This is a genomic window from Streptomyces sp. NPDC086835 (assembly GCF_044745705.1).
Lineage (GTDB): Bacteria > Actinomycetota > Actinomycetes > Streptomycetales > Streptomycetaceae > Streptomyces.
Window position 1 is genome coordinate 184272 of record NZ_JBIVAU010000010.1, and the last position, 14161, is coordinate 198432.

Sequence of the window (14161 nt, forward strand, 5' to 3'; positions counted from 1 at the left end):
CGTCCAGCGTATAGCTGGGGCTTCGGATGCATTTTGCGTATGCGTCGACGTGACGGACGGTCGTGCCATGGCAATCGCAGCTCGGGCAGAGACGACGACCGCCGCGGCGCACGCGTCGCCCCGTTGGGCCGGAACAGCGCTGATGGTGGGCAGCGGCCTGGCCAACCAGGTCGGAGCATCGGTCGCCGCGCTCGCCTTCCCGGTCCTCGGGCCGGTGGGAGTGGTGGCGGTGCGGCAGTGGGTGGCCGCCGTTGTGCTGCTGAGCGCCGGCCGGCCCAAGCTGCACTCCTTCACCGCCGCGCAGTGGCGCCCGGTGCTGGCGCTGGCCGCAGTCTTCGCGACCATGAACCTGACGCTGTACACGGCGATCGACCGGATCGGGCTCGGCCTCGCTGTCACCCTGGAGTTCCTGGGCCCGCTCACCGTTGCGCTGGCGAGCTCCCGCCGCCGTGTCGACCTGGCCTGCGCTCTCGCCGCCGCCGCGGCCGTGGTGGTCCTCGCCCGACCACGGCCCAGCACCGACTACCTCGGCATCGGTCTGGCCCTGCTCGCAGCCGTCTGCTGGGGCTGCTACATCCTGCTCAACCGCACCGTGGGCGAGCGCCTGCCCGGGCTCCAGGGATCGGCCGCCGCCGCAGCCGTCTCCGGCCTGCTCTACCTGCCCGTCGGCACCGCCGCCCTCTGGCTCCACCGGCCCACCGCCGACGCCCTGTTGTGCGCCCTGGCAGCCGGAGTGCTGTCCTCCGCGGTGCCGTTCCTCGCCGACCTGCTCGCGCTGCGCCGTGTACCGGCCCACTCCTTCGGGATCTTCATGAGCGTCAACCCGGTGCTCGCCGCCTTGATCGGCATGCTCGTACTCGACCAGCGTCTCGACCCGGCGTCCTGGCTGGCCATCGGCGTGATCGTCACCGCCAACGCCGTCGCCGTGGGCACCGCCGCCTGCCGCTCCGGGGCGAAGACCGACACTTCGAAGTGAACCGTTCCAGCGCCTCCGGCCCCCAGGCACTCGCCGGCGCCGCTGCTAGGACCTTCGGCTTCCTTATGGCGCCGGCGGCCTCGGCCCCGTACCAGGGCCGGAGCTGCAGGTACCGCTCTTTCATGGCCGGCCCGAGATGCGCCTCGATCCCGTACCCGGGCTCGCCCTTGTAGGGAAGGTCGTAGAGGAATGACGTCACGATGACCTCGATCGCCCCGGGCGCGCAACGCCGCGTCTCCTCCTCCAGGAAGGCGAGGACCCGACGCCGATCGGGGCCGTCCGGGTCCCCTTCCCCCAGGTACGAGCGCACGGTGTCCTGCACGACGTCCCAGAAGAACAGGTGCGGGAGCACCTCGTGCTCGTTGAAGACGTGGCACTCGTACGCGTCCTCGAACCCGGGCACCTGGGGGATCGAAGCAGACGAACGCTGAACCCTGGCGCTCAAGCGGCAGCGATCGTCAAGCGATCAGGTCTGCGCCATGTCCACGAACCGCGAGTAGTGGCCCTGGAAGGCGACGGTGATCGTCGCAGTGGGGCCGTTACGGTGCTTGGCCACGATCAGGTCCGCCTCGCCTGCGCGTGGGGACTCCTTCTCGTAGGCATCCTCACGGTGCAGAAGGATGACCATGTCCGCGTCCTGCTCGATCGATCCGGATTCACGGAGGTCGGACACCATCGGCTTCTTGTCCGTGCGCTGCTCGGGGCCACGGTTCAGCTGGGAGAGCGCGATCACGGGCACCTCGAGCTCCTTCGCGAGCAGCTTGAGGTTACGGGACATGTCGGAGACTTCCTGCTGGCGGCTCTCCGCCCGCTTCGAGCCACCCGACTGCATCAGCTGCAGATAGTCGATGACGACGAGCTTGAGGTCGTTCCGCTGCTTCAGCCGGCGGCACTTCGCGCGGATCTCCATCATCGAGAGGTTCGGTGAGTCGTCGATGTACAGAGGCGCCTGCGACACGTCCGGCATCCGCCGCGCCAGCCGCGTCCAGTCCTCGTCCGTCATCGTTCCCGACCGCATGTGGTGCAGAGCCACCCTGGCTTCCGCGGACAGCAGTCGCATCGCGATCTCGTTGCGCCCCATTTCGAGCGAGAAGATCACGCTGGGCAGGTTGTTCTTGATCGAAGCGGCCCGCGCGAAGTCGAGCGCCAGAGTCGACTTACCCATCGCGGGACGCGCGGCGATCACGATCATCTGGCCGGGGTGCAGGCCGTTGGTCAGGGAGTCGAAGTCGGTGAAGCCCGTCGGCACGCCGGTCATCTCGCCGCTGCGGGAACCGATCGCCTCGATCTCGTCGAGGGCGCCCTCCATGATGTCGCCGAGCGGTAGGTAGTCCTCGCTCGTGCGCTGCTCGGTGACGGCATAGATCTCGGCCTGGGCGGAGTTCACGATCTCGTCGACGTCGCCGTCGGCGGCATAACCCATCTGCGTGATCTTGGTGCCGGCTTCCACCAGCCTGCGCAGCACGGCCCGTTCGTGGACGATCTCCGCGTAGTACGAGGCGTTGGCCGCGGTCGGAACCGACTGGACCAGCGTGTGGAGGTACGGGGCGCCGCCGACCCGGGTGATCTCCCCCCGCTTGACCAGCTCGGCCGCCACGGTGATGGGGTCGGCCGGCTCGCCCTTGGCGTACAGGTCGAGGATGGCCTGGTAGACCGTCTCGTGGGCCGGCCGATAGAAGTCGTGGCCCTTGATGATCTCGACGACGTCGGCGATCGCGTCCTTGGACAGCAGCATGCCGCCGAGAACCGACTGCTCGGCGTCGAGGTCCTGCGGCGGGACTCGCTCGAATCCGGGGGAGCCCCCGTCCCAGCCGCCGCTCTCCCTGCCTCGGTCGTGCTGGTCCTCACGGCCGCGCCCTTCGTGGCGCCGCTGACGGGAGGCGGGGAGACGGTCCCCCGGACTGTCGGCCGCCCACGGGTCGTCCAAGGGCTCGGAAATGCTCACCCGGGCCACCTCCTCCCGTCCGCTCCACGGACCTACGCCGTGGCAGTCTTTTCTATGCCACGGCACTGACAGATCGAGTCGCCGGACTCCGTTCGAAGCGGGACTTCCGCACGTCGGGCGACGGTCCACGGTAGGCCCGGAGGCAGCGTCAGCCAATCTGGTTATCCACAGGCACTGTGGACGAAGGATCAGATGCTGTGGAGAACCCTCCGCAACCTGTGCACGGACCGGGGGACAGCACTGTGGAAAAGTTCACTTCCTGCCCCTCACACCCCACCTCACCTGGGGCTTTCGCATCCACCGCCTGTGGGGGAGAAAAACTTTCCCCGCCAGATCAAGATCAGAACAAACGGCGCACGAACCAAGGGGTGACACCCTCCAAGGTAAGGACTGCTGACCGCTTGCATCGCTTACCTGTGGAAGATTAGATTGGCGCCCATGACACAGGTACCGGCAGGGGCGAAGGAACGTCTGCGGCGGCACGACCGGGAGATCATCGCGCTCGCCGTTCCCGCCTTCGGCGCCCTTGTCGCCGAGCCGCTGTTCGTCATCGTCGACAGCGCCATCATCGGCCATCTCGGTACCCCGCAACTGGCGGGCCTCGGCGTCGCGGCCGCCCTGTTGATGACGGCGGTGAGCGTCTTCGTCTTTCTGGCCTATGCGACCACGGCCGCCGTTGCCCGCCGGGTCGGAGCGGGTGACCTCCAGTCAGCCATCCGGCAGGGGATGGACGGCATCTGGCTGGCGCTGGTCCTCGGGGTCGCCGTCATCGCCGTCACTCTCCCCGCGGCCCCATGGCTGGTGGAGGCCTTCGGAGCTTCCGATACCGCCGCACCTCATGCGATCACGTATCTGCGCATCTCCAGTCTCGGCATCCCCGCCATGCTCATCGTGCTCGCGGCCACCGGAGTGCTCCGGGGTCTTCAGGACACCCGCACCCCCCTCTATGTCGCGGTCGGCGGCTTCGCCGCCAACGCGGGACTCAATGCCGCACTGGTCTATGGAGCCGGCTTCGGTATCGCCGGCTCGGCCTGGGGCACCGTGATCGCACAGTGCGGGATGGCGGTCGCATACCTGGTCGTCGTCGTCCGAGGAGCCCGTCAGCACGGTTCCTCACTCCGACCGGACGTGGCAGGGATCCGGGCGAGCGCCCAGGCGGGAGTACCGCTGCTCGTGCGTACGCTCTCCCTGCGAGCGGTCCTCATGATCGCCACCGCTGTGGCGGCCAGACTGGGCGACACGCACATCGCCGCTCACCAGATCGTGCTGTCCCTCTGGAGCCTGATGGCCTTCGCGCTGGACGCCATCGCCATCGCCGGACAGGCCATCATCGGCCGCTATCTGGGAGCCGGTGACGCGGAAGGCGCCAAACAGGCCTGCCGGAGGATGGTGCAGTGGGGAGTGGTCTCGGGCGTCGTGCTCGGGATCCTGATCGTGGCCGCCCGGCCCCTTTTCATCCCTCTGTTCACGAGTGATCAGGCTGTCCGTGACACGTTGCTCCCCGCGCTGTTGGTCGTCGCCGTGTCCCAGCCGATCGCTGGTGTGGTGTTCGTGCTGGACGGCGTCCTGATGGGCGCCGGTGACGGCCCCTATCTGGCAGCGGCCATGCTGCTCACCCTGGCCGTGTTCGCCCCGGTCGCCTTGCTGGTCCCATCCCTCGGAGGTGGACTGACCACTCTGTGGTGGGCGATGACCTTGATGATGACCGTCCGGCTGATGACGCTGTGGTGGCGGGCCCGCTCCGGACGGTGGATCGTGACGGGAGCTGCCCGCTGATCACCGTTTCACGTGAAACGGCGGCCACCATGAAACCCCACCACCGCACAGACGGCGGAAGGGCCGCACCCGACGGGTACGGCCCTTCCTACTGCTCTGTCGAGCGTCAGCGCTTAGGCGGCGACGACCTCGACACCGAGCTGCGCGGCAACCTCGGGGTGCAGACGCACAGACACCTGGTGCGAGCCCAGGGTCTTGATCGGCGAACCGAGCTCGACACGACGCTTGTCGACCTCCGGGCCACCGGCGGCCTTGATCGCCGAGGCGATGTCAGCCGGGGTGACGGAGCCGAAGAGGCGGCCGGCGTCGCCGGAGCGAACGGCAAGGCGCACCTTGACGGCCTCGAGCTGACCCTTGATGGAGTTGGCCTGCTCGATGGTCGCGATCTCGTGGATCTTGCGGGCGCGGCGGATCTGCGCCACGTCCTTCTCGCCACCCTTGGTCCAGCGGATCGCGAAACCACGCGGGACCAGGTAGTTGCGAGCGTATCCGTCCTTGACGTCGACGACGTCGCCGGCGGCACCGAGGCCAGACACCTCGTGGGTGAGGATGATCTTCATGTTTCGGTCACCCTTCCCTTATCGCGCGGTGGACGTGTAGGGCAGCAGCGCCATCTCACGGCTGTTCTTGACGGCCGTGGCGACGTCACGCTGGTGCTGCGTGCAGTTGCCGGTCACGCGGCGGGCACGGATCTTGCCACGGTCGGAAATGAACTTCCGCAGCATGTTCGTGTCCTTGTAGTCCACGTACGCGGTCTTGTCCTTGCAGAAAGCGCAGACCTTCTTCTTAGGCTTGCGCACAGGCGGCTTCGCCATGGTGTATCTCCTGTGTGATCAAGAAGTGGGGTACGAGCTGCCCTAGAAGGGCGGCTCGTCCGAGTAGCCGCCGCCAGAGCCCCCGGAGCCGCCGGAGCTTCCGCCCCAGCTGCCCCCGCCCTGCTGACCGCCGCCGGACGGCGCGCTGGTGGCCCAGGGGTCGTCGGCGGGAGCACCGCCGCCGCCCTGCTGCTGACCACCGCCGGGGCCGCCGCCCCAGCTGCCGCCGCCCTGCTGACCGCCGGCACCGCCGCCGTAGCCGCCCTGGCCGCCGCGACCAGTGGTCTTGGTGACCTTGGCCGTGGCGTTCTTGAGGCTGGGGCCGACTTCCTCGACGTCCAGTTCGTAGACCGTGCGCTTGACGCCCTCGCGGTCCTCGTAGGACCGCTGCTTGAGCCGGCCCTGCACGACGACACGCATGCCGCGCTGGAGCGACTCGGCGACGTTCTCCGCCGCCTGACGCCAGACCGAGCAGGTGAGGAAGAGGCTCTCGCCGTCCTTCCACTCATTGGTCTGGCGGTCGAAGGTGCGGGGAGTGGACGCGACGCGGAACTTCGCGACCGCCGCACCGGACGGGGTGAAGCGCAGCTCGGGGTCGTCGACGAGATTGCCGACGACCGTGATGACGGTCTCGCCTGCCATGGGTGAACCTCTCGGCGGGATTGCTGCTGGCTGCTTGCTGCTACTCGAAACCCGATGACCTCTGAGCTAGGTGCTCAGTGGGTCTCGGGACGGAGGACCTTGGTCCGGAGGACCGACTCGTTCAGGTTCATCTGGCGGTCGAGCTCCTTGACGACCGCAGGCTCGGCCTGCAGGTCGATGACCGAGTAGATGCCCTCGGGCTTCTTCTTGATCTCGTAAGCGAGACGACGACGGCCCCAGGTGTCGACCTTCTCAACCTTTCCGTTGCCCTCACGGACGACGGAGAGGAAGTTCTCGATCAGCGGGGAGACAGCGCGCTCCTCGAGATCGGGGTCGAGGATGACCATCACCTCGTAGTGACGCATGTGGAACCCACCTCCTTTGGACTCAGCGGCCACGGTCGTTCCGTGGCAGGAGGGTCGTGATGCGTGAGCAACGGTATCGGCCGCCACTGACAATCCCCCCTCGTCGAGTGGTGATCGCGTCGTGGCCTGGGCAGACACCGGTGCAGACCGTACACAGTACCCGCACTCCGGCTTCCGGTTGAAATCCGGTGGCCCATGGCCGCAATCTGTACACATCGGGTGGACGCGGCGCTACGATGCGCCGCCTTCCGGCAAAGCCAGGAGGTGCCTCATGGCACAGGCAATGCGACGTCACTCCTCTGTCTCGCTGTTGGCCACGGACGGCAAGCCGCATCCCCTTCAGGACACCCTGATGGCGGTGACGCTGGTACTGGGCGCTCTCGCGTTCATCACGGCGATGTTCCACAACCTGCATCTGCTCAGTTCGTGGGCAGGGCTCATCGGAATCGCGACAGGCGCGTACGGGCAGTTCATCTCCGTGACGACCCGTGAGCGGTTCCTGCTGATCATCGGGCTGGGCGCGTCCGCGGTGGGGTTCTTCCTAGGGATGTCCCACGGCGGGCTCTTCGGTGGCGTCCTCGGCTGATGCCGGGGGGCGTCGAACCCAGGGGCGGGGAAGGGAGCGGGCCGATCGGCGGCCCGCTCCCACACACAGCCATTCGGGCCCCAGCCACGGACCAGTAGGCTTCGGCGCGAGAGCCGGAGCCCCTGACCCATGGGGACACACCTGCCGAGGAGCGCCCCGCATGAGCCTGACCCTGAGGACCATCAGTCGTGAGCAGCATCTGGCATACATCCAGACCCTGCCCTCGGCGAGTCACTGCCAGGTCCCGGCGTGGGCGGACGTGAAGACGGAATGGCGCTCCGAGAACCTCGGCTGGTTCGACAAGAACGGCGAGCTCGTCGGCGCGGGCCTGGTGCTCTACCGCCAGCTCCCCAAGATCAAGCGTTACCTGGCGTACCTCCCCGAGGGCCCGGTGATCAACTGGTACGCCCCCAACCTGGACGACTGGCTCCAGCCGATGCTGGCGCACCTGAAGAACCAGGGCGCGTTCTCGGTGAAGATGGGGCCGCCCGTCGTGATCCGCCGCTGGGACGCGCCGGCGATCAAGGCCGGTATCCAGGACCCGGACGTGAAGCGGCTGCGCGACGTGGAAGCGACGCACATCGAACCGCGGGCGTTCGAAGTGGCGGACAGGCTGCGGAAGATGGGCTGGCAGCAGGGCGAGGACGGCGGCGCCGGTTTCGGCGACGTCCAGCCCCGCTACGTGTATCAGGTGCCGCTGGCCAACCGCTCGCTGGACGACGTCCTCAAGGGCTTCAACCAGCTGTGGCGGCGCAACATCAAGAAGGCCGAGAAGGCCGGTGTGGAGGTCGTGCAGGGCCGCTACGAGGACCTGGCCGAGTGGCAGCGGCTGTACGAGATCACTGCTGAGCGGGACCGCTTCCGGCCGCGCCCCCTCTCGTACTTCCAGCGCATGTGGACGGTGCTGAACAACGAGGACCCGAACCGCATGCGCCTGTACTTCGCGCGGCACAACGGCGTCAACCTGTCCGCGGCGACGATGCTGGTCGTCGGTGGCCATGTCTGGTACTCGTACGGCGCATCGGACAACATCGGGCGCGAGGTCCGGCCCTCGAACGCGATGCAGTGGCGGATGCTCCGCGACGCCTACGCCATGGGCGCGACGGTCTACGACCTGCGGGGCATCAGCGACTCGCTCGACGAGACGGACCACCTCTTCGGCCTGATCCAGTTCAAGGTCGGGACCGGCGGCGAGGCCGTCGAGTACGTCGGTGAGTGGGACTTCCCGCTGAACAAGCTCCTCCACAAGGCGCTGGACATCTACATGTCGCGTCGCTGACGACGCCGCGGCCGACTCCGTAGTCTCGTACATATCTCTGATACACCGCAGCCACCAGAAAGGTTCCGGGCCGGCCATGGCGCTCTCCCTCTACGTCGACACCGCTCGCTGGCGGGCGCACCAGAAGTCGGTGATCGACCAGTTCCCCGGTCTCGTCCCGGTCTGCAAGGGCAACGGCTACGGCTTCGGCCACGAGCGGCTCTCGGAAGAGGCGTCACGCTTCGGCGCCGACATGCTCGCCGTGGGCACGACGTACGAGGCCGCACGGATCAAGGACTGGTTCAGCGGCGATCTCCTGGTGCTCACGCCTTTCCGGCGCGGTGAGGAACCGGTGCCGCTGCCCGACAGGGTGGTCCGCTCCGTCTCCTCGGTCGACGGCGTGCACGCGCTGGTGGGAGCCCGCGTCGTCATCGAGTGCATGAGCTCGATGAAGCGCCACGGCATCTCGGAGCAGGACCTCGGCCAGCTGCACGCCGCCATCGAGGACGTACGGCTGGAGGGCTTCGCCCTGCACCTGCCGCTGGACCGGACCGACGGATCCGACGCGGTCGAGGAAGTCATCGGCTGGATGGACCGGCTGCGCGCGGCGAGGCTGCCGCTGCACACGATGTTCGTGAGTCATCTGCGCGCCCCGGAGCAGGCCCGGCTGCAGCAGCAGTTCCCGCAGACCCGCTTCCGCGCGCGGATCGGCACGCGGCTGTGGCTGGGCGACCACGAGGCCACCGAGTACCGCGGCGCCGTGCTCGACGTCACCCGTGTGGCCCGGGGGGATCGTTTCGGCTACCGCCAGCAGAAGGCCGCCTCTGACGGCTGGCTCGTCGTGGTGGCGGGAGGCACGTCGCACGGTGTCGGCCTGGAGGCGCCCAAGGCGCTGCACGGTGTGATGCCGCGTGCGAAGGGCGTAGCACGGGCGGGTCTGGCGACGGTCAACCGCAATCTGTCGCCGTTCGTGTGGGCGGGCAAGCAGCGCTGGTTCGCCGAGCCGCCCCACATGCAGGTCTCGATCCTGTTCGTGCCCGCCGACGCGCAGGAGCCGAAGGTCGGTGACGAGCTGGTGGCGCACCTCAGGCACACGACGACCCAGTTCGACCGGCTGGTGGACCGCTAGCAGGCCCTCGTCCCCCCTGGCCTGCCCGGGGGACGGACGCGCCCTGCCGAGCCCGCGGAGGGCTTCAGACGGAAGGATGCGGGCCGGTGTCCGTCCCGCTCCGGGCCTGAACGCCCCACTCCACGCGCGGACCTTCCTCGGCGTGAGCGGCGTGCCGCGGCGGATGGGCCGCGGGCCCCAGCACGAACGCGTCCGGAGCGCCGTCGAGCACACCCCCGCCCGGATCGTCGGAGCCGTCCTGACGAACCCCGTCGCGTTCCGGCATGAGGATGTCGCGCACGATCACGGCGCACAGGTACAGCGTCCCGAGCAGATGCAGCGCGATGGCCAGCTGGTAGCCCTCTTGCGGCAGCCCTTGGTGCTTGGGGCTGGTCGTGTAGGCGAGGTACATCCAGATGCCCAGGTAGTACATGACCTCGCACGCCTGCCAGATGAGGAAGTCACGCCAGCGGGGACGGGCGAGGGCGGCGAGCGGGATCAGCCACAGCACGTACTGCGGCGAGTAGACCTTGTTGGTGAGGATGAACGCGGCCACGACCAGGAAGGCGACCTGGGCGAAGCGGGGGCGGCGCGGTCCCCTCAGCGTGAGCAGGCCGATGCCGGCGCAGGCCAGGATCATCAGCAGGGTGGCGTAGGTGTTGACGTTCTCGACGTCGATGGACTCGCCGGTGCGCTGCGTGATGATCAGCCAGAACGATCCGAAGTCGACCTGGCGTTCCTGGCTGAACGTGTAGAACTTCTTCCAGCCCTCCGGCGCGAACAGCATCACGGGCAGATTGACCACGAGCCAGGCTGCCGCCGCGCCGAATGTCGCCGTGAGGAATTCCCGCCACTTGCCCGCCCGCCAGCACAGGACGAGCAGAGGCCCGAGCAGCAGCACCGGATAGAGCTTGGCGGCGGTCGCGAGTCCGATCAGGACACCGAACGCGAGAACCCGGCCGCGTGACCACATCAGCATCGCCGCGGCGGTGAGAGCCACCGCGAGCAGGTCCCAGTTGATGGTGGCCGTCAGCGCGAAGGCAGGGGCGAGAGCGACGAGCAGCGCGTCCCAGGGGCGCCGGCGGTGCGTGCGGGCGACACAGACGGCGATGACCGCGGCGCAGATCATCAGCAGCCCCGCGTTGATCATCCAGTACATCTGCTGCTGTGCCAGGCCGGAGCCGCCGCCGATGCGGCTGATCCAGGAGGCGACCTGCATGAAGAGGCCCGTCAGTACGGGGTACTCGAGGTACTCCATGTCGCCGGGCAGCCGGTCGAAGTACGGGATCAGACCTTCGGAGAAGCCGCGGCCCACGAACAGATGCGGGATGTCCGAGTAGCAGGCATGGGTGTACTGCGAGCTGGTGCCCCTGAACCACGCCCAGTTGTAGCAGGGCAGCTTCTGCACCATGCCCAGCGCGAACATGCCGATGGCGACCAGCGCCACCACACGCACCGGTGTGAGCGGACCGCCCCCGGTGCGTGACGCCCAGCGCCCGGCCGGGCCGCCGATCAGCTCACTGCCTGCCGCGGCGATCCGGTCACGCCGTGTGGGGCGTACGTCGGGAGCCTCGGGGCGTACGTCAGGCCGTTCCTCGTACACGCTCGTCTCTTCTGCGCTGGGCATGGTGCACATCCTGCCGTACGGGGAGGGGGATACGACGAGGGCCGCCGCCCCAGGGGCTCGGCACGAATGCCGATCCTTTCCCGGTGCGGCGGCCTCGTCATGGCCGGTGCGGGGTGACCGTCAGCCTTCGCCGTCGGTGCCTCCGAAGAGGCCGCCGCCGCCGTTGCCGCCGCCGTTCCCGTTGCCACCGCCGCTGTCGGCGCCGCCATCGGTACCGGGTGATGTCGACGGGCTCGACGTCACGCCGCCGTTGACCCCGCCCTGGTCGGCACCGCCGTTGCCGCCTCCACCGTCGACGCCGCAGGTCCAGTCCTCCCACGGGTTGCAGGACTGCGAGGGCCCGGGGCTGGTGGACGGGGACGGGGACGGGGAGGGGGACGTGGACGGGGACGGAGACTCGGACGGGCTGGGGCTCGGCGTCGGGGACGGGCTCTTGGCGCCACCGCCCCAGACCGCCTCACCGTCGATCGGCTCCGGCTTCGGGAACTTGAGGACCTTGGTGCCCTTGAGCGCTTCCGTCATGTAGTCCTGGAAGATCTCGGACGGGAACGACGAACCGTGGATCTTCTTCTGACCACCGGTGTCGTACATCTCAAGAAACTCGCGCTTCTTGTTCTTCTCGTTGTCGTCCAGGCGGTACATGTCGATGGCCGTCGACAGCTGGGGCGTGTAGCCGACGAACCAGGCCGACTTGTTGCCGTCCGTCGTACCGGTCTTGCCGGCGACCTGCCGTCCCGCGACCTGGGCGTTGTTGCCGGTGCCCTCAGGATCCTCGACGACGTCCCTGAGGACATCGGTCACGTTGTTGGCGATGTCCTTGTCGAAGGCCTGCTCGGCCTTGTCCTCGTGCTCGTAGACGGTCAGGCCCTCGTGCTTGACCTTCGTCACCGAATACGGGTCACGCTGCTCACCCTCGGCGGCGAAGGTCCCGTAGGCGCCTGCCATACGGATGGCGCTGGGCTCGGAGATGCCGAGCGAGAAGGAGGGGACGTTCGACTTGCTCAGGCTGGACTCCAGCAGACCGGCGTCGATGGCGGCGTCCCTGACCTGCGGGATGCCGATGTCCATGCCGAGCTGGACGAAGGGGGAGTTGGCGGAGCGGATCATCGCCTCGCGCAGGCTGATGTTGCCGTAGCTCTTCTGACCGTCGTTGGTCTGATTCCACTCCTTCCCTTCCTCGTTGCGCCAGATGGAACCGTCGTAGTCCCTGACCTTCAGCCCGTTCTTGCCGCTGTACCGGCTCTTGTCGGGGTCGACGATCCGGCGGTCGTCGGGTCCCTGCTCGACCCCGAGTTCGGGGTTACGTACGCCGTCGCGCATGGCGGCGGCGAGGACGAAGGGCTTGAACGTCGATCCGACCTGGGCACCGGTGGCATCGGCGTTGTTGGTGAAGTGCTTGGTGGCGTCCTCACCGCCGTAGATCGCGACGATCTTGCCCGTCCCGGGCTCGACCGAGGCGCCGCCGAACTGGACGTGCGTGTCCGTCTTCGGGCGCTTCTTCGGGTCGATGTTCTCCTCGCGGACCTTCTGGACCGACTTCTCGAGGGCCGCGACGCGCTTCTTGTTGAAGGTCGTGTAGATCTCGTAGCCGCCCTTGGACAGGTCGACTTCCTTGTCGTAGTTGTTCAGGAAGTTGGCCTTGGCCAGGTCGACCAGATAACCGATCTGGCCGCCGAGCTGAGCGTTCTTACGGGGCGACTCCGACGTCGGAAGCTCCGTGTACTTCTGGCGCTCCGCCGCGTCGAGGTACTTGTCCTTGACCATCTCGTCGAGGATCCAGCTCCAGCGGATCTTCATCCGCTTGGTGTTGGCTTCCTCCGTCGCCGACGGGTCGATCGCCGTGGCGCCGGCCGGGTCGTAGTAGGTCGCGCCCTTGAGGAGCGACGCCAGGAACGCGCACTGGCTCACGTTGAGCTTGTCGGCGTCCTTGTTGAAGTACGTGCGGGCTGCGGCCTGGATGCCGTAGGCGCCTCGACCGTAGTAGGAGGTGTTGAGGTACCCCTCCATGATGTCTTCCTTCTTCATCTCCGAGTCGATCTTCATGGAGATGAAAAGCTCTTGGAACTTACGGCTGAGGGTCTGGTCCTGGTTGTCCAGCCGCGCGTTCTTCACATACTGCTGGGTGATCGTCGAACCACCCTGGGTCTGCTCGCCCCGCGCCATGTTGAACACGGCCCGGCCGATGCCCATCGGGTCGATGCCCGAGTCCTCGCGGAAGGTCTTGTTCTCCGCGGAGATGACGGCGTTCTGCATCTCGATGGGGATCTTCGAGATGGGGATGATCTGCCGGTTGACCTCACCACCGGTGGCCACCATCTGGGTGCCGTCGTCCCAGTAGTAGACGTTGTTCTGCGCCCCGGCGATCAATGCCTGCTCGGGCACGCCCACCATGGCGTAGGCGATGGTGCCCGCCGTCATCAGACTGGCGAGGAACCCGAGGAACAGCCCGGTCACGAGCTTCCAGGAGGGCACCCAGCGCCGCCACCCGTACTTGTTGTGGCGCGGGTAGTCGATCAGCCTCTTCTTACCCGGCCGTCCACCACGGCGGCCGGCACCGTCGTATCCGCCGTCACCGCCGCCTCCGCCACGACGGCCGCCGCCGCGCTGTGCGGCGCGGCGCGCCTCGGCGCGACTGCTGTAGGGCCGTTCCTCACCATGTGAAGCGGCAGGTGAGGCCGACGTGGCGCCCCGGGGTGGGACGCCCCGGCGGCCTGAAGACTGCTGGGCGGCGCGTCTGGCCGCGGCGCGCCCGCCACCCTGTGGCTGCGGCGGTTTGCGACGGTGCTCGCTCATCGAACGACTACTCCTCGGGCAGGCGAGACGCCTGGAAGCGGCAGTTGAGTTCCGGTCCCCCCGAAATGGATACGGACGAGCTCTGGCAAGGGCTCATCCGCTGTGCATCCACGGCGATGACGCATGGAGACGTCACATGGTTCCCGGTGGTCTGCATCCGCACAGACTACGCACGGCCAAAACCCCCCTAGGTCTGAAGTTCACCCCATTTCAGGCAACTCTCTCCCTAGGAATTGACGATGTGACGCCGCTCACCATGGCCGCTCTTGT

Annotated in this window: 13 protein-coding genes; 5 read left to right on the top strand and 8 right to left on the bottom strand. The window is 67.7% G+C overall.

The features are described from left to right. The first annotated feature begins 142 nt into the window (after nucleotides 1-142). Nucleotides 143-976, top strand: coding sequence for an EamA family transporter (locus tag ACIPJI_RS28740; protein ID WP_402249816.1), 834 nt, complete (start codon nucleotides 143-145; stop codon nucleotides 974-976). On the opposite strand, the gene ACIPJI_RS28745 is transcribed toward ACIPJI_RS28740, so the two are convergent. Both ACIPJI_RS28745 and dnaB read right to left on the bottom strand, forming a co-directional pair. After that, nucleotides 906-1379, bottom strand: a complete 474-nt coding sequence (locus ACIPJI_RS28745; protein ID WP_402249695.1) for a hypothetical protein — start codon at nucleotides 1377-1379, stop codon at nucleotides 906-908. The two genes, ACIPJI_RS28740 and ACIPJI_RS28745, sit on opposite strands and share 71 nt — an antisense overlap. Nucleotides 1380-1442: 63 nt before the next feature. Continuing rightward, nucleotides 1443-2921: a replicative DNA helicase gene (gene dnaB / locus ACIPJI_RS28750; RefSeq protein ID WP_005315032.1), complete on the bottom strand. Its 1479-nt coding sequence runs from the start codon at nucleotides 2919-2921 to the stop codon at nucleotides 1443-1445. Between the two features lie 438 nt (nucleotides 2922-3359). Between dnaB and ACIPJI_RS28755 the strand changes: the two genes are divergently transcribed. Further along, nucleotides 3360-4697, top strand: coding sequence for an MATE family efflux transporter (locus ACIPJI_RS28755; protein ID WP_402249696.1), 1338 nt, complete (start codon nucleotides 3360-3362; stop codon nucleotides 4695-4697). A 113-nt stretch (nucleotides 4698-4810) separates the two neighbouring features. Here ACIPJI_RS28755 and rplI read toward each other — a convergent pair whose 3' ends face one another. The 4 genes from rplI to rpsF form a co-directional block, all read right to left on the bottom strand. Then, nucleotides 4811-5257: a 50S ribosomal protein L9 gene (rplI, locus tag ACIPJI_RS28760; protein ID WP_005315027.1), complete on the bottom strand. Its 447-nt coding sequence runs from the start codon at nucleotides 5255-5257 to the stop codon at nucleotides 4811-4813. A gap of 18 nt (nucleotides 5258-5275) precedes the next feature. After that, nucleotides 5276-5512 carry a 30S ribosomal protein S18 gene (rpsR, locus tag ACIPJI_RS28765; protein ID WP_005315025.1) on the bottom strand — a complete coding sequence of 79 codons (237 nt, stop codon included), beginning with the start codon at nucleotides 5510-5512 and terminating at the stop codon, nucleotides 5276-5278. Nucleotides 5513-5554: 42 nt separating this feature from the next. After that, a complete protein-coding gene (locus tag ACIPJI_RS28770) occupies nucleotides 5555-6154 on the bottom strand; it encodes a single-stranded DNA-binding protein (protein WP_307707348.1) in 600 nt (199 codons plus the stop codon). 74 nt (nucleotides 6155-6228) lie between these two features. Continuing rightward, nucleotides 6229-6519 carry a 30S ribosomal protein S6 gene (gene rpsF / locus ACIPJI_RS28775; protein WP_004950685.1) on the bottom strand — a complete coding sequence of 97 codons (291 nt, stop codon included), beginning with the start codon at nucleotides 6517-6519 and terminating at the stop codon, nucleotides 6229-6231. A 271-nt stretch (nucleotides 6520-6790) separates the two neighbouring features. Between rpsF and ACIPJI_RS28780 the strand changes: the two genes are divergently transcribed. The 3 genes from ACIPJI_RS28780 to ACIPJI_RS28790 all read left to right on the top strand — a co-directional run bounded on the left by ACIPJI_RS28780 (nucleotide 6791) and on the right by ACIPJI_RS28790 (nucleotide 9492). Continuing rightward, complete coding sequence (locus ACIPJI_RS28780; RefSeq protein ID WP_307707349.1) at nucleotides 6791-7105, top strand: hypothetical protein; 315 nt, start codon at nucleotides 6791-6793, stop codon at nucleotides 7103-7105. 160 nt (nucleotides 7106-7265) lie between these two features. Next, complete coding sequence (locus ACIPJI_RS28785; protein WP_005315017.1) at nucleotides 7266-8384, top strand: peptidoglycan bridge formation glycyltransferase FemA/FemB family protein; 1119 nt, start codon at nucleotides 7266-7268, stop codon at nucleotides 8382-8384. A 76-nt stretch (nucleotides 8385-8460) separates the two neighbouring features. Continuing rightward, complete coding sequence (locus tag ACIPJI_RS28790) at nucleotides 8461-9492, top strand: alanine racemase (RefSeq protein WP_307707350.1); 1032 nt, start codon at nucleotides 8461-8463, stop codon at nucleotides 9490-9492. A gap of 64 nt (nucleotides 9493-9556) precedes the next feature. Here ACIPJI_RS28790 and ACIPJI_RS28795 read toward each other — a convergent pair whose 3' ends face one another. After that, nucleotides 9557-11098 carry a glycosyltransferase family 87 protein gene (locus tag ACIPJI_RS28795; protein ID WP_402249700.1) on the bottom strand — a complete coding sequence of 514 codons (1542 nt, stop codon included), beginning with the start codon at nucleotides 11096-11098 and terminating at the stop codon, nucleotides 9557-9559. Between the two features lie 120 nt (nucleotides 11099-11218). Next, on the bottom strand, nucleotides 11219-13891 hold the full coding sequence (locus ACIPJI_RS28800; RefSeq protein WP_356622343.1) for a transglycosylase domain-containing protein: 2673 nt from the start codon (nucleotides 13889-13891) through the stop codon (nucleotides 11219-11221). Nucleotides 13892-14161: the final 270 nt, after the last annotated feature.

Excerpts from the sequence above, each read along its gene's own strand:
- ACIPJI_RS28740 (WP_402249816.1), top strand. The coding sequence starts at position 143 with ATGGTGGGCAGCGGCCTGGCCAACCAGGTCGGAGCATCGGTCGCCGCG.
- ACIPJI_RS28755 (WP_402249696.1), top strand. The coding sequence starts at position 3,360 with ATGACACAGGTACCGGCAGGGGCGAAGGAACGTCTGCGGCGGCACGAC.
- rplI (WP_005315027.1), bottom strand. The coding sequence starts at position 5,257 with ATGAAGATCATCCTCACCCACGAGGTGTCTGGCCTCGGTGCCGCCGGC.
- rpsR (WP_005315025.1), bottom strand. The coding sequence starts at position 5,512 with ATGGCGAAGCCGCCTGTGCGCAAGCCTAAGAAGAAGGTCTGCGCTTTC.
- ACIPJI_RS28770 (WP_307707348.1), bottom strand. The coding sequence starts at position 6,154 with ATGGCAGGCGAGACCGTCATCACGGTCGTCGGCAATCTCGTCGACGAC.
- rpsF (WP_004950685.1), bottom strand. The coding sequence starts at position 6,519 with ATGCGTCACTACGAGGTGATGGTCATCCTCGACCCCGATCTCGAGGAG.
- ACIPJI_RS28780 (WP_307707349.1), top strand. The coding sequence starts at position 6,791 with ATGGCACAGGCAATGCGACGTCACTCCTCTGTCTCGCTGTTGGCCACG.
- ACIPJI_RS28785 (WP_005315017.1), top strand. The coding sequence starts at position 7,266 with ATGAGCCTGACCCTGAGGACCATCAGTCGTGAGCAGCATCTGGCATAC.
- ACIPJI_RS28790 (WP_307707350.1), top strand. The coding sequence starts at position 8,461 with ATGGCGCTCTCCCTCTACGTCGACACCGCTCGCTGGCGGGCGCACCAG.
- ACIPJI_RS28795 (WP_402249700.1), bottom strand. The coding sequence starts at position 11,098 with ATGCCCAGCGCAGAAGAGACGAGCGTGTACGAGGAACGGCCTGACGTA.
- ACIPJI_RS28800 (WP_356622343.1), bottom strand. The coding sequence starts at position 13,891 with ATGAGCGAGCACCGTCGCAAACCGCCGCAGCCACAGGGTGGCGGGCGC.